The organism is Paenibacillus albicereus (assembly GCF_012676905.1).
Taxonomy (GTDB): Bacteria; Bacillota; Bacilli; order Paenibacillales; family Paenibacillaceae; genus Paenibacillus_O; species Paenibacillus_O albicereus.
Genome location: NZ_CP051428.1, coordinates 3,505,459 through 3,519,278, shown reverse-complemented (window position 1 = coordinate 3,519,278; position 13,820 = coordinate 3,505,459). Strand labels below are relative to the sequence as shown.

At 63.8% G+C, this 13,820-nt stretch carries 13 protein-coding genes; 9 read left to right on the top strand and 4 right to left on the bottom strand.

The features are described 5' to 3' along the window. Positions 1-40 precede the first annotated feature (40 nt). Genes HGI30_RS15725 through yajC form a run of 4 tightly spaced genes read left to right on the top strand, consistent with a single transcriptional unit; the run spans position 41 to position 4,755 of the window. Positions 41-2,137 (top strand): SpoIID/LytB domain-containing protein, encoded by a 2,097-nt coding sequence (locus HGI30_RS15725; RefSeq protein WP_168908421.1) that lies wholly within the window; start codon positions 41-43, stop codon positions 2,135-2,137. A 4-nt stretch (positions 2,138-2,141) separates the two neighbouring features. Further along, entirely contained in the window at positions 2,142-3,185 is a 1,044-nt protein-coding gene (gene queA, locus HGI30_RS15720; RefSeq protein WP_168908420.1) for a tRNA preQ1(34) S-adenosylmethionine ribosyltransferase-isomerase QueA, read from the top strand. A gap of 17 nt (positions 3,186-3,202) precedes the next feature. Continuing rightward, positions 3,203-4,336 carry a tRNA guanosine(34) transglycosylase Tgt gene (tgt, locus tag HGI30_RS15715; protein WP_168908419.1) on the top strand — a complete coding sequence of 378 codons (1,134 nt, stop codon included), beginning with the start codon at positions 3,203-3,205 and terminating at the stop codon, positions 4,334-4,336. Positions 4,337-4,389: 53 nt separating this feature from the next. Continuing rightward, positions 4,390-4,755 (top strand): preprotein translocase subunit YajC, encoded by a 366-nt coding sequence (gene yajC / locus HGI30_RS15710; RefSeq protein WP_168908418.1) that lies wholly within the window; start codon positions 4,390-4,392, stop codon positions 4,753-4,755. A 100-nt stretch (positions 4,756-4,855) separates the two neighbouring features. Here yajC and HGI30_RS15705 read toward each other — a convergent pair whose 3' ends face one another. The 3 genes from HGI30_RS15705 to HGI30_RS15695 form a co-directional block, all read right to left on the bottom strand. Continuing rightward, positions 4,856-5,923 (bottom strand): helix-turn-helix transcriptional regulator, encoded by a 1,068-nt coding sequence (locus HGI30_RS15705; RefSeq protein ID WP_168908417.1) that lies wholly within the window; start codon positions 5,921-5,923, stop codon positions 4,856-4,858. 231 nt (positions 5,924-6,154) lie between these two features. Beyond that, positions 6,155-6,976, bottom strand: coding sequence for a phosphatase PAP2 family protein (locus tag HGI30_RS15700; protein ID WP_235680153.1), 822 nt, complete (start codon positions 6,974-6,976; stop codon positions 6,155-6,157). A 118-nt stretch (positions 6,977-7,094) separates the two neighbouring features. Further along, the gene (locus tag HGI30_RS15695) at positions 7,095-7,484 is read right to left on the bottom strand and encodes a TIGR04086 family membrane protein (protein WP_168908416.1); all 390 of its coding nucleotides are present in this window, start codon (positions 7,482-7,484) and stop codon (positions 7,095-7,097) included. A 204-nt stretch (positions 7,485-7,688) separates the two neighbouring features. Here HGI30_RS15695 and HGI30_RS15690 point away from each other — a divergent pair, with 204 nt between their 5' ends. Then, positions 7,689-8,465 (top strand): DUF421 domain-containing protein, encoded by a 777-nt coding sequence (locus tag HGI30_RS15690; protein WP_168908415.1) that lies wholly within the window; start codon positions 7,689-7,691, stop codon positions 8,463-8,465. Between the two features lie 42 nt (positions 8,466-8,507). On the opposite strand, the gene spoVB is transcribed toward HGI30_RS15690, so the two are convergent. Then, on the bottom strand, positions 8,508-10,085 hold the full coding sequence (gene spoVB / locus HGI30_RS15685) for a stage V sporulation protein B (RefSeq protein WP_168908414.1): 1,578 nt from the start codon (positions 10,083-10,085) through the stop codon (positions 8,508-8,510). A 238-nt stretch (positions 10,086-10,323) separates the two neighbouring features. Here spoVB and HGI30_RS15680 point away from each other — a divergent pair, with 238 nt between their 5' ends. From HGI30_RS15680 to HGI30_RS15665, 4 genes are all read left to right on the top strand, one after another. Beyond that, the gene (locus HGI30_RS15680) at positions 10,324-10,599 is read left to right on the top strand and encodes a post-transcriptional regulator (RefSeq protein WP_168908413.1); all 276 of its coding nucleotides are present in this window, start codon (positions 10,324-10,326) and stop codon (positions 10,597-10,599) included. Between the two features lie 85 nt (positions 10,600-10,684). Continuing rightward, positions 10,685-11,956 (top strand): protein translocase subunit SecD, encoded by a 1,272-nt coding sequence (gene secD, locus HGI30_RS15675; protein ID WP_168908412.1) that lies wholly within the window; start codon positions 10,685-10,687, stop codon positions 11,954-11,956. After that, positions 11,946-12,890, top strand: coding sequence for a protein translocase subunit SecF (gene secF, locus HGI30_RS15670; RefSeq protein WP_168908411.1), 945 nt, complete (start codon positions 11,946-11,948; stop codon positions 12,888-12,890). The genes secD and secF overlap by 11 nt, the downstream gene beginning before the upstream one ends. A 16-nt stretch (positions 12,891-12,906) precedes the next feature. After that, complete coding sequence (locus HGI30_RS15665; RefSeq protein WP_168908410.1) at positions 12,907-13,803, top strand: cation efflux transmembrane domain-containing protein; 897 nt, start codon at positions 12,907-12,909, stop codon at positions 13,801-13,803. Positions 13,804-13,820: the final 17 nt, after the last annotated feature.

Below are 13,820 nucleotides of genomic sequence, written 5' to 3'. Positions count from 1 at the left end.
GGAGGCAATGCGCAGGAGCCGAACATCGAAAGGAGACGAAATGAAGAGATCGAATGCATATAGAGCGGCGGCCTGGCTCGGTCCGGCCGCGCTGGCGGCGAGCCTGTGCCTTCCTTCCGCCGCCATGGCGGACGGAGAGGCCGGGCGCGCCATCCGGGTCGGCATCTTCATCACGGTTCCGAACAAATACACGCTGTCCACCCCGGCGGCTACGCTGAGCTCGGCCGGCGGACTTCGTGTCGCGGTCAAGAAGAACGGCGAGACGGGGCTTTTGGATGCCGTGCCGGCCGGCGCCGAGCTGAGGGCGATGGCCGAAGGCTATTCGGCGCTGCTGGGGCAGAGCGCCGACTTCGCCGCGGCGCTTGCCGTGACCAAGGCCGTCAAGGCGGCCGGCGGCAATCCCGTGCTGGAAAAGACGTCCCGCGCAGGCGCTGGCGCATACGAGGTGACGGAGGGGGCGTATGCGACCGCCTCCGCGGCCTCGACGGCGCTCGCCAAATGGACGCAAAACGCGACCGTCAAGGCATTCGGCGGGGGAGCCGGCACGGTGCGCGGTCCGCTCCATCTGGAGACGGCCGCCTTCGCGACCGAGGCAGAGGCGCTCGCCGCCGCCGGCGTCTTCGGCGCGGCCGGGGTCGAGACGTTCGTGGCGCTCCGGCCGGGCGGCGGCGGGACCGCCTATTCCGTGCTGGTCGGAGCGGCGGCGGATGCGGCCGGCCTCGACGCGGTCCGGCTCAAGCTGGCCGGTGTCGCGGAAGCGGCCGGTCTCGCGCCGGCTTCCCCAGGCGCCTATCTGATGAAGCGGCAGGAGCTGTCGATCAGCCAAAAGGAGAGCTCGCCGACGCCGCTGTACCAAGCTCCGTCCGGCTCCTTCGCCGTCGTCCGTCCGGCGGGAGCCGAGCCGGTGAAACTTGCCGAGCGGTACGGACGTACGTACAGAGGCCAGGTGGAAGTCGGCAGCTACAACGGCGCGCTCGCCGTCATCAACGAGCTCGGTTTCGAAGAGTATCTGTATTCGGTCGTCGGCGGCGAGATGCCGGGCTCCTGGCATGCGGAGGCGCTCAAGGCGCAGGCCGTCGCCGCCCGCTCCTATGCCCTCGCCCAAGGCAGCGGCTTCGGCATCGCCGAGGTCGTCGACACGACGCTCAGCCAGGCGTACAACGGCACGTCCTCCGAAAAGCCGACGACGATCCAGGCGGTCGATGCGACGGCTGGCGTCGTGCTCAAGTCGGCCGGAAAGCCGATCGAGGCCGTATTCTCCTCCAGCTCGGGCGGCCAGACGGCCGATCCCGCCGAGGTGTGGGGCAATCCGGTTCCCTATCTGGGCAGCGTGGCAAGTCCCGACGGCTCGTCCGAAAAAGGCCTGCTCGCTTGGCATCGGGTGCTGACGCCGTCAGGCAAGAGCGGCTTCGTCCGCTCGGACACCGTGACGCTGTCCGGCGCCGGCGGCTCTGGCGCGCAGACCGCCACCGCCAAGGCGGCCGATACGAACGTGCGGCCGATTCCGCTCGTCCAGACCGGCGTCGCCGCAGTGGAGAAGCTCGGCGCCGGCGCCAAGGTGACCGTGCTGGAGACAGTGCCCCAGTCCAACGAGATGAACTGGATTCGGGGACCGTTCACGAGCCAGCAGCTGCTGGACGCGATGAAGGGCAAGACGGCCTCGGCGGTCTCGGGGCCGATTACGTCCTTGGAGGTCGGTCAGCGCGGCCCTTCGGGAAGGGTGACCAAGCTGCTCGTCAACGGCAAGGAGCTCGGCGTCAAGTCGCCGGACAGCCTGCGCGGGGCGCTCGGCGGCTTGCCGAGCACGCGCTTTTGGATCGAGCCGGCGTCGCTGTCGCTGCTCGGCGGCGGCGGCCAGATCGGCGCCAAGGAAGCCGGCGCGGCCGTGCAGGTGCTCGGCGCAGGCGGAGCCAAGGCTTCTTCCTCGGGAGGAGCCTCGCTGAACGTCGCCGGCGCAGGCGGGGCGATTCGCCCCGTCGCTTCCGGAGCATCGTGGTATATCCGCGGCACCGGCTACGGGCACGGCCTCGGGCTGTCGCAATACGGGGCCAAAGGCCTTGCCGAGCAGGGGTATGCGTACGACGCGATTCTGAAATACTACTATAAAGAGATTGAACTCGTTAAGGACGGATACTGATTTCATGAATGTAGAAGACTACGATTTTCATCTGCCGGAGCATTTGATCGCGCAGACGCCGCTCGCGGAGCGGACCGCCTCCCGCTTGCTGACGCTCGACAAGCAGACGGGCGAGCTCGGCCATCATTCATTCCGCGACCTCAAGGACTATCTCCGACCGGGCGATACGCTTGTCGTCAATGACACGCGGGTCATCCCGGCCCGTCTGCTCGGCATCAAGGAAGATACGGGCGCCAAGGCCGAGCTGCTGCTGCTGAAGCCGCTTCACGGCGACACGTGGGAGACGCTGGCCAAGCCCGGCAAGAAGCTGCGGACCGGAGCCGTCATTGCGTTCGGAGAAGGAGCGGACGGACAACCGCTGCTGCGAGCCGTCGTCGAGGAGGAAGGGGAGATGGGCGGACGTACGGTCCGCTTCCTCTACGAAGGCATCTTCCCCGAGCTGCTGGATCGCCTCGGCGAGATGCCGCTGCCGCCTTATATCAAGGAGCGCCTTGACGATCGCGAACGCTACCAGACGGTCTATTCCCGCCAGGCGGGATCGGCTGCCGCGCCGACGGCAGGGCTTCATTTCAGCCAGGACTTCCTGGAGGAGCTGCAGCAGTCGGGCGTCGAGGTCGCGCCGCTGACGCTGCATGTCGGCCTCGGCACGTTCCGCCCGATCTCGGCGGATACGATCGAGGAGCATGTGATGCACTCCGAGTATTACGAGCTGAGCGAGGAGACGGCGGCCCGGCTGCGCCGCACGCGCGAGCGCGGCGGCCGCATCGTCGCCGTCGGCACGACTTCCGCGCGCACGCTTGAGACGGCGGCCCAGCGGTTTCCGGACGGACTGCAGGCTTGCAGCGGCTGGACCGACATCTTTATTTATCCCGGCTATGCGTTCAAGGCCGTGGATGCCCTGCTGACGAATTTTCATCTGCCCAAGTCGACCCTTGTCATGCTGGTCAGCGCGCTGGCCGGCCGCGAGAACGTGCTCGCCGCCTATGAGGCTGCCGTCCGGGAGCAATACCGGTTCTTCAGCTTCGGCGATGCGATGTTTATCTATTAGGAATGGAAGAGTGAACCGTGGCTGTAACTTACGAACTGATCAAGACCTGCAAGCAGACCGGAGCGCGGCTCGGCCGCGTCCACACGCCGCACGGCGTCATCGAGACGCCGGCCTTCATGCCCGTCGGCACCCAGGCGACCGTCAAGACGATGAGCCCGGAAGAGCTCAAGCAGATGGACGCCCACATCATCCTCAGCAATACGTACCATCTCTGGCTGCGTCCCGGCCATGAGCTCATCGCCAAGGCGGGCGGCCTGCACCGCTTCATGAACTGGGACCGCCCGATCCTTACTGACAGCGGGGGCTTCCAGGTGTTCTCGCTCAGCAACATGCGCAAGATCCGCGAGGAGGGCGTGGACTTCCGCTCCCATCTGAACGGAGACAAGCTGTTCCTCTCCCCGGAAAAGGCGATGGAAATCCAGAACGCGCTCGGCTCGGACATCATGATGGCGTTCGACGAGTGCCCGCCTTATCCGGCGGAGTACGAGTACATCAAGCAGTCGCTCGAGCGGACGACGCGCTGGGCCGAGCGCTGCCTCAAGGCGCACGCCCGTCCGGGCGACCAGGGCCTGTTCGCGATCGTGCAAGGCGGCATGCACGCCGACCTGCGCCGCCAGAGCGCGGCGGATTTGACTTCCCTTGATTTTCCGGGGTATGCTATTGGAGGTCTGAGCGTCGGCGAGCCGAAGCATCTCATGTACGAGGTGCTGGAGGAGACCGTGCCGTTGCTCCCGTCGAACAAGCCCCGCTACCTGATGGGCGTCGGCTCCCCGGACGCGCTGCTCGACGGCGCCATCCGCGGCATCGACATGTTCGACTGCGTCCTGCCGACGCGCATCGCGCGCAACGGCACGACGATGACGAGCGAGGGCCGCGTCAACCTGCGCAACGCCAAGCATACGGAGGACTTCGGTCCGCTGGATCCGAACTGCTCCTGCTATACGTGCCGCAACTACTCTCGCGCCTATCTCCGCCATCTCATCAAGGCGGACGAGACGTTCGGCATCCGCTTGACGACGTACCACAACCTGCATTTCCTGCTGGAGATGATGCGCGGGGTGCGCCAGGCGATCCAGGAGGATCGGCTGCTCGACTTCCGCAACGAGTTCTTCACGATGTACGGCCTGCACGACAACGAAAAAGGCTTTTAAAGACCGGCCGCGAGGCCGAAAGAATCGACACGCATCCGAAAGGGGTCCTTTCCATGTATCTCGCATCTCAACCTGCCAGCGGCGGCGGCATCTGGGGAATGCTGCTTCCCTTCATCCTCATGTTCGTGGTGTTCTACTTCCTGCTGATCCGTCCGCAGCAAAAGAAGCAGAAAGCCCGCAACGCGCTGCTCGGCGCGCTGAAGAAAGGCGACAAGATCTCGACGATCGGCGGCATGCACGGCACGATCGTGGAGCTGACCGACGACACGGTCGTGCTTCGCGTCAACGATACGGCCCGCATTACCTTCGAGCGCAGCGCCATCAATACGGTGCTGAGCAGCGCTCCGGCTCCGGCAGAGAGCAGAGCGGCCGCCAAGGAAGAGAAGAGCGACAAGGTGGAGCCGGAAGGCACGCTGTAAGCTCCTCGAAGCTGCCGCGCGCAGCCGTCTCGACAGGCCGGCGCACGGCTGGACAAAAAAAAGGACCAAGCTGATCGATCAGCTTGGTCCTTTTTTCGTTTTATTCGTGCATGCGGGCGAGGCGAAGGGCGCGCTCCCGAATCTCGCGGCGCAGCTCCAGAGGCTGCAGCGCCACTGCCTCCGGAGCCAAGGACAGCAGGACGCTCGCCGCATAATCCATCGTATCGAACCGGACCTCGGCTTGCAGCCAGACGCCCTCTTCCGCGTCCTCGTCAGGCCTTTCGGAGCAATCCGGCCGCTCGCCTCTCCACAGACGGATAGAGCTATTTTCGACGGAGACATAGCGCATGCGTTTCAAGCGGGCCAGCGAATCCGATGGCAGGAGCAGGACGGCCGTCATCGGCTTCGGCAGCGCCGCTTGAAAATCCGCTACCGATGATGCCCACCAGGACGGGAGGTCGAACGGCTCCGGACGAGAGAATGTCTGCTCGTCCAGCTGTGCCTCCTGCACCCGCGAGACGCGGAACGTCTTGCGGATCGGCGTCTGCTGCGGCGAATCCGATCGCGCTTCTTCCAGCTCGTCGGCGACGAGGTACCAGGAGCTTCCTTTGCGCACGAGGCCGAGCGGACAGGCCAGCCGTTCGCGAAGAGGAGGAGGTTCGGCTTCAGCCGCAGATGTCGGGTTCGATGAGGGGCGGGCGTACCGGAAGCGGACCCGCCGGTCCTGCAGCACCGCTTCCATGAGCAGGCTGAGATGCGGCTGCGCGGCTTCGGCCGCATTCCAGCCTTCGCCATCGAGCAGCAGCTTCGACTGAAGCGCGTTGGCATGCGGCAGAGAGGCGCGGGGCTGCACCGCCCGCAGCTTCAGCAGCGCGCTGTCCAGCTCCGACGACCAGCCCAGCTCGGCTGCGGCGGGACTGCCCGAAGCGAGCAGCAGCGCTCTCCACTCCGCATCCGTCATTCCGGTCAGCCGTGTCCGGTAGCCTTCCATCAGCCTCCAACCGCCGCCCCCGCCCCTTTCGGCGACGACAGGTATCCCCGCTGCGGAGAGGGAGTCGAGATCGCGCTGCACGGTGCGGGGGGAAACCTCAAGCTGTCGGGCCAGCTCCCGCACGCTTTTCTTGCCCTCCGCCTGCAGCAGCAGCAACAGCTCCAGCTGTCTCGTCATCCGGCTCGCCTCCTCTTTTCTACAGTATACCCCGTCCAATAGGACAGGGGATGGCTTATTCGCAAGCGATAACGGGCTGGAAGCGATCGATCTTGAACCAGGGGCGCGGGTGAACCATGGTGACGACGCTCAAAGCGCGTTCGGAGATATTCGCCGCGCGAAAAAGGACCGCGATATACCCGCTGCGGCGGGACATCGCGGTCCTGAAGACAGGATCGAGAAAGCAAAGCGTCAGCCCTGCACGGTCGGCAGCGGCTTGCGAAGCGAGCTCAAGTCGGCCAGACGATAGGCGAGGGCGACGGAGAAGGCCGCCAGGCCCAAGCCTCCGAGCATGTCGGTGAGCCAATGGATGCCCATGTAGAAAATGGTGAAAATAATGATGGCGGCATTGATGCCGGCGAACCAAGCCCAGCGCCGGTTGCCCGACCGGGCGGCGAGCAGCGCCATCGTGACGGATATGGACGTGTGCAGGCTCGGGAAGCAGTTGTCGAGGCCCGAGAGGCCTCGGTACATCATTTCGAACGTGGGGAACGACTCGAGCATGTAAAAATGCACGTTCGGGTCGAAGGCCCATACTTCCTTGACCGGAAGGAACAGATAGAACGGAATGGCGACGAGATAATTGATCATCACGGCATAACAGGTCGCCGTGAACTGTCTGCCCGTGCGGTCCTGGAACATGTAGATGCCGAGCGAGGCGACGAGCACGCTCTGGAACACGACGATGTAGAAAAAGGCCAGGAACGGCGTCAGCCACTCGGCATGGAACAGCTGCTGGAAGTTCTCGACGAAGCGGCCCTCGAGGGCGAAGATGTACGGCGTGAAGTCCGGCTGCGGCTTCATCGCCTTTTCGAGCGTGAGCTCGAACTTGTTGAGGAACAGGATGCCGAGCAGCGAGCCGAACAGCAGCAGGTAGCGCGGACGGGTCGCCAGATTGCGGACGAATACCCAGGCGGCCCGAAGCGGGTTGCGCCCCGTCCCGAACCCGATGAGCAGAGCGGATGTCAGGATCGTATATAAGGTCACTTGATTCATGGAATGAAAGATAGCCAATATGCTTCCCCCTAAAGGTCAACCTGATGCGACGCCGCCTCCGTGGAGCCTGGCAGACGAACGTAAGCAAGTATAGCATATCGGCTTGTTATTTACACGGCTCTCAATTGATTCCAGATTATTTGCGCAAATTGACGCCGACCATGCCTCCGAAAGCTCCGGCCAGGGCGACGATCAGGAAGAGGATGCCCGTTCGCGCCCCGATGCCGGCATCCGCCGCCAAAAAGCTGACGAGCAGCACGAGCAGCCCGTAGCCAAGCCCGAGCAAGCCCCCGTGATACCAGCCCTTCGCGCCGCTTCGCTTGCCCGAGGTGAAGCCTCCGCACAGCGCGGCCGCGCCATGGACCCCGAGCGACCAGGCGGGCAGCGACGATTCGTGCAGGCCGCCCGCGTACAGGAGCAGCGACATCAGCAGCGCGCCGAGCGCGAGCCATAATGCGGCGAAGACAAGTCCGGCCATCATCGGCGAGCCGAGCCTTACTTTAGGTACGGTCTTGATTGGATTCATATCGGATCCCCACCTTCCGAGAGTTCGATTCCCTTCACCATATGGCCAAGCCGGCTGAATTAGTACAAGTCGCCGCCGTCCGCGCCTCTAGGCGAAAGGAACGGCAATTGCCAACATTTCGATGGCGGAGCAGCCGCATGCCGGAACGGCGAAAAGCCGACAATAGCCCATGAACAAGCGCCAGAGAGGGGAGGCGGGCCTGACATGGACTTTGGATCGTTGCTGCTTCGCACGATTCTGATTTATTTCGTCGTGTTCCTCATCATGCGGCTGATGGGCAAGCGCGAGATCGGCAAGATGAGCGTCTTCGACCTCGTCATCTCGTTCATGATCGCCGAGATCGCCGTGCTCGTCATCGAGGATACGGAGCGGCCGATGCTGGACGGCATCGTGCCGATGGTCATCCTGATGGCGATTCAGGTCGGCATCGCCTTCATCAGCATGAAGAACCGGCGCCTGCGCCTGCTGTTCGACGGCAAGCCGAGCGTCATCATCGCCGGCGGCAAGCTCGATCCGGAGGAGATGCGCAAGCAGCGCTACAATTTGGACGACCTGCTGCAGCAGCTGAGGGAGAACCAGGTCGCGCGCGTGGCGGACGTCGAGTTCGCGATTCTGGAGACGAGCGGCAAGCTGTCGGTCATCCCCAAGGAACAGCAAAGGAACGGCTCGGGCGGCGGAGGGAAAGGGGACGCTCCGGCCGGCGAGGGCAGCAGCGGATCCGAAGCGGGGAGTGCCGGCGACGACGTGCGGGACAAGCCGGTGCAGTTGAAGCTGCCGGTCAGCTATCGATTCGAAACGCTGCCGATTCCACTCATCATGGATGGAAAGGTGCTTGACAAAAGCCTGGAAAAGCTGGAGAAGAATCGATTCTGGCTGAAGCAGCAGCTGCGGAAGTTCAACGTGTCGGATTACAAGCAGGTCTTTTTCTGCTCGGTCGACCACAAGGGAGAGCTGTTCGTCGACATCAAGAAGAAGCCTTGAGCAGCCGCATGCCGCGGCTGCTCTTTCCTTTTCGCGTCCGGCTTATCCGAACCAGCGCCCGATGCCGGGGATGCGGCGGAGGTCATGCCGGTTGATGATGCCCATGACGGCCATCAGCGCCAAGTAAAGGAGCGCGCTGACCGCGCAGGCGAGGGCCAGGCCGAGCCATTCGAGCGTCAGCGGATGGTGGGACATGATCCAGCGGCAGGCCGCTCCCATGATGACCATCGCGGCGCCGACCTTGATGAAGTCGGGCAGCTGCATGCGAAAGCCGGAAATCCTCAGCACGCTGATTCCGTGCAGCAGCGTGACGAGCGCGATATTCACGGAGATGGCGATGACGGCGCCGTAGATGCCGAGCTCCGGACGGGAGGCCAGCTCGACGATCAGATACAGCTTCACGGCGGCGCCGATCGACGTGTTCAGAAGCGCCGTGCCTGGCTTGTCTAACGCTTGCAGCGCGGCTTGAAGCGGTCCTTGCAGATAGATGAAGATGCCGACGGGAGCGAGCAGCGCGAGCAGCGGCGCGATCTCGGCATGGTCGTACAGAATGCGGCAAAGCGGCTCGGCGAGCAGCCCCATGATGACGACGAAGGGGGCGCCGCTGACGAGAGCGAGCCGCAGCGACTGATGCAGCCGCAAGTGGATGGCCGCGCGGTCGCCGCGCGCCGCGGCCGCCGACAGCGAAGGGACGAGCGACACGGACAGGGAGTAGGTGAGCGCGGTCGGGAGCAGCAGCAGCGGGATGATCATCCCTTGGAGCGCGCCGTACTGGGCCGTAGCGGCTCCCGTCGCGATGCCGGCGGCCGCGAGGCTGCGGGCGGTCAGGATGGACTCGAGCAGGTACGACAGCGATCCGACGAGCCGGCTGCCGGTGATCGGCACGGACAGGCGGAGCAGCCTGCGGAGCACCGGGGCCCTGCCGGGGGGCAGCGGCTCCAGCGGCACCGCGACTTCGGCAGCCGGCGCTTTCAGCCCGGTCCGGTCGCGGGCGTCCTTGCGCGCATGATGCAGCATGACGAGCAGCGCCGCCACCTCGCCGATCACGGTGCCCATCATCGCGCCGGCCGCCGCCCACTGCAGGCCCATCGGCAGCAGCAGCGCGGCGAGCGTCAGCTGGGCGGCGATCCGCAGCACCGTCTCCACGACCTGCGACTGGGCGGTCGGGATCATGTTCTGCTTGCCCTGGAAATACCCGCGATAGACGGAGGAGACGCCGATGAGCAGAAGCATCGGCGCCATGACCAGAAACGCCTCGTACACCCGCGGGTCGGTCAGCACCTGCGTCGTGATCCACTTGGCGGACAGCAGCATGACGCTCGTCATGAGCAGGGCGAGGGCGACGGTCAGTCCCATCGCGGCGCGGAAAATCTGGCGAACCCTCGCGCCGCTGCCTTGAGATTCGGCTTCGGCGACCCATTTGGCGACAGCCACCGGGATGCCGCCGGTAATGAGCGTCAGCAGGACGCCGAGAAAAGGATAGCAGAGCTGGTACAGGCCGACGCCTTCGGCGCCGATGACCCGGGGCAGCGCGATCCGGGGCACGAAGCCGAGGATGCGGTTGACGACGCCTGCGGCAAGCAGGATCATCGCTCCCTTGATGAACGTTTGTTTCGTCATGGCAACCTCTCTTTTCCGCTTGGCCGTAATCGGCTCTGCCGCCGCCATGGAGAGAGCGGCGAGGTGCAGAGCGCGTCCGTAGACCAGTCTATGCGGACAGGGGGCAGGGGCATGTCTCCATCCATTTTTTTAAATGAAAAAAGCTCCTCGTGCAGGAAATGGGGTCCACGTGTCGAAGGGGTAGCGATGGGATCAAGACGGCTGGACGATCGAAGCAGCGAGGGAGGCGGCAGGCCGAATGACGGAAATTCTTCCCTTCGGGGAGCATCATGCACGCGAGGCGTCGGAGGACGAGATCGCGGCGGAGCTGTTCGTCCTGTGCGAGAGCAAGGCGGAGGAGTTCCGCTGGATCGGGTACGAATCGGTGTCCGGACCGGATATATGGGAGTGCGTGAACGCGAGATATGCGAAGAGCGGCGAGCCGCCGCTGCATCGGCTCGTCAACGACATCCTGTCGCTCAAGCCGCAGCAGCTGATGCATCATCTGACGATGAGCGCCTGGCAAAACCCCTGAGAAGCAGGGGTTTTCTTTTTTGACTCCCATTTTGGCGGTCGTTATAATAGATACGATTGAGAACTTAAGGAGGAACATCAGGCATATGAAACGGATGCTGGCATTCCTGCTCATTGTCGTCGTAAGCTTAGGCGTCATTGGTGCAACAAGCCCCGCCCTGCTGGACAAGACTAGACTCGGCCTCGACCTCAAGGGCGGATTCGAAATCCTGTACCAAGCCACGCCCTTGTACGAAGGCGGCACGGTAACGAAGGAATCGTTGAACGAAACGGCCAAAAGCCTTGAGAAACGGGTGAACCAGACCGGCGTCTCCGAGCCGGAGGTCACGACCGAAGGCGCGGACCGGATCCGCATCCGCATCGCCGGCATGGAAGAGAGCAAGGAAGCGGAGCTCCGCGAGACGCTCGTCAAGCCGGCGAACCTGACGTTCCGCAGCGCGCGCGGCTGCCAGGACGGCGAGGGCTACTGCAAGATCGAGCTGACCGGCCAAGACTTCAAGGAGAATGGAGCTGCTCTGCAGCAGAGCGCGCTCAACGAGTACGGCATCTCCATCAAGCTCAAGGACGCTTCGAAATTCGGCGAAATCACACGGGAAGTGGCCAAGCTTCCGGAAGGCAAGAACGTGCTCGCCATCTATCTCGACGACCGGGAGATTTCTGCGCCGCGCGTTTCGGGCGAAATCAACCAAAGCGAAGCCTCCATTACCGGCAGCTTCACTCGGGATGAGGCGATGGAACTGCGCGACACGATCAACCTCGGCGCGCTTCCGCTGAAGCTCGAGGTCAAATATACCCAGTCCGTCGGCGCGACGCTGGGCCAGAAATCGCTCGACGATACGATTTTCGCCGGCCTCATCGGCACGGTGTTCATCGTGCTCTTCATGCTCGTCTTCTATCGCGTTCCTGGACTCGCGGCGAGCGTGTCCCTCATCATCTACACCTGGCTGCTGCTCGCGGCGCATATCGCGCTCGACGCGACGCTGACGCTGCCGGGCATCGCGGCGTTCATCCTCGGCATCGGCATCGCCGTCGACGCCAACATCATCACCGCCGAGCGGATCAAGGAAGAGCTGCGTTCCGGCAAGAGCCTGAACAGCGCCTTCCGCGCGGGCTCCAAGACGTCGCTGCGCACGATCATCGACTCCCACGTGACGACGATCATCGCCTCGCTCGTGCTGTTCTTCATCGGCGTCGGCTCCGTCAAGGGCTTCGCGATCACGCTGCTGCTCAGCGTGCTGATCAGCCTCATTTCCAACGTCGTCGTATCCCGTTACCTGCTCTGGCTCATGATCAAGAGCGGTCTATTCGTCAAGCCGGGCTACTACGGGGTAAAGGAGAGTGAAATCCGTGCCCTCTAAAAACAAGGACCTGCGCAACTTCAGGGAATCGAGAATCGATTTCGTCAAATACAGCAAGTATTTCTATATCTTCGCCATCGTCGTCACGCTTGGAGGCATCATCTCGCTCGCGTCTCTGGGCCTGAACTACGGCGTCGACTTCAGCTCCGGCTCGAGCGTCGACGTGCAATCGTCCAAAAACCTCGAAAGCCAGCGCGCCGAGGTCGAGACGTTCCTGACCGACGGCGGCTACGGCAAGCACAATGCGCCGAGCTTCGGTCAGGACCGCATGACGATCCGCTTCGACGAGGTGCTCTCCCAGGACCAGGAGAACAAGCTCAAGACCGACCTGAAGGCCAAGTTCGACCCGGCCGCCTCGGTCGAGGTCAATACGGTCGACGTCGAGATCGCGCGCGAGATGCAGTGGAACGCGCTCAAGGCGATGATCGTCGCGAGCATCGGCATCGTCATCTATATGGCGATCCGCTTCGAGTGGCGCTTCGGCCTCGCGGCCATCGTCTCGCTCGTGCATGACGCGTTTCTCGTCATCAGCATCTTCTCCGTGTTCCGGCTCGAGGTGAACCTGCCGTTCATCGTGGCGATCCTGACGATCATCGGCTATTCCATCAACGACACGATCGTCATCTTCGACCGGATACGCGAGAACCTGCGCTTCGCCAAGATCAAGTCGCCCGCGGACCTGCGCAAGCTCGTCAACGACAGCGTCTGGCAGACGATGACCCGCTCGATCAATACGGCCGTGACGGTGCTGTTCGCAGCCGCCGCGCTGTTCGTTCTCGGCAGCGAGTCGATCCGGCTGTTCTCGCTGGCGATCCTGATCGGCCTGTTCTGCGGCGCTTACTCCTCCATCTTCATCGCGAGCCCGCTGTGGCTGCTCATGAAGTCCAAGTCCAAGCCGAAGCAGGCGCCTGCGGGCAACCAAGCCGCTTCATAGTCAGGAGGCGCCTCCGATGGCCATCAAGCTACAGCCCCTTGCCGTCTCCGGCAAAAGGAGCACTGCCGTTCATTTCGGACTGGCGCTTGCCAAAGGGGCGTCGGGTGCGCTGCTCGGCAGCTCTGCCGTGCTCGCCGACGCCTTCCGCTCGGCAGCGGACGCGTGCGGCAGCTACTTGGCGAGCGGCGAGGCTTCGCGTCACGCGCGGTCGGCCCGCTCCCGCCGATGGCTCGGCGGAGCCGAGCATGCGCCCGCCTATCTGTTCTCGATCCTGCTCATGCTGATCGGGCTGGAGCTGGCGATGCTGGCAGCCCAGGACCTGCTCGCTCCGCTCGAAACGTATCCGAAGTGGCCGGCGGCCTTCGTCGTTCCGGCGTGCCTGCTGCTCCGCCTGCTCGCGCTGCGCGGGACGGCTCCGGCGACCGAGTGGCTCTCCTCCATCGCCGCGACGGCCGGAGCGGGAGCGGCTTGGGCGGGAGGAGAGAGCGGCGTCGAATGGCTGCTCTATCTGGACCCGCTCGCTTCGGCGCTCATTGCCGTCATCCTTGTCTGCAAGGGCTACGGCCTCATCATGCAGGCCGGACGGCCGCGGGTCGAGCCGCAGCCTGCGGACGAAGCTTTGGCGAACAGTCTGATGGAGCTGATCCAGCGCATCGACGGCGTCGTCACGGTCGAAGCCGCGCAGCCGCTCCATCACGAGGGCAAGCTGGTCGCGGATATCGTCATCAGCGTCAATCCCCGCATCTCGGTCATGGAAGGCTCGGAGATCGCGAGGAGAGTGAAGACGCTCGTGCAGAAGCGCTTCCTGCAGATCGTCGAGGTGCGGATCTGCGTCGAGCCGTACAATCCCGGCTACCCCTACAAATCGAACCATGATCCGAACCAGGAGCATATGCCGACCTTATTGCAATAAACAGGTGAGTCGACGCT

Bases quoted from the DNA above. Each gene is read 5' to 3' on its own strand.
- spoVB (WP_168908414.1), bottom strand. From the start codon at position 10,085: ATGACGAAACAAACGTTCATCAAGGGAGCGATGATCCTGCTTGCCGCA.
- HGI30_RS15705 (WP_168908417.1), bottom strand. From the start codon at position 5,923: ATGACGAGACAGCTGGAGCTGTTGCTGCTGCTGCAGGCGGAGGGCAAG.
- HGI30_RS15690 (WP_168908415.1), top strand. From the start codon at position 7,689: ATGGACTTTGGATCGTTGCTGCTTCGCACGATTCTGATTTATTTCGTC.
- secD (WP_168908412.1), top strand. From the start codon at position 10,685: ATGAAACGGATGCTGGCATTCCTGCTCATTGTCGTCGTAAGCTTAGGC.
- yajC (WP_168908418.1), top strand. From the start codon at position 4,390: ATGTATCTCGCATCTCAACCTGCCAGCGGCGGCGGCATCTGGGGAATG.
- queA (WP_168908420.1), top strand. From the start codon at position 2,142: ATGAATGTAGAAGACTACGATTTTCATCTGCCGGAGCATTTGATCGCG.
- HGI30_RS15665 (WP_168908410.1), top strand. From the start codon at position 12,907: ATGGCCATCAAGCTACAGCCCCTTGCCGTCTCCGGCAAAAGGAGCACT.
- HGI30_RS15695 (WP_168908416.1), bottom strand. From the start codon at position 7,484: ATGAATCCAATCAAGACCGTACCTAAAGTAAGGCTCGGCTCGCCGATG.
- HGI30_RS15725 (WP_168908421.1), top strand. From the start codon at position 41: ATGAAGAGATCGAATGCATATAGAGCGGCGGCCTGGCTCGGTCCGGCC.
- HGI30_RS15680 (WP_168908413.1), top strand. From the start codon at position 10,324: ATGACGGAAATTCTTCCCTTCGGGGAGCATCATGCACGCGAGGCGTCG.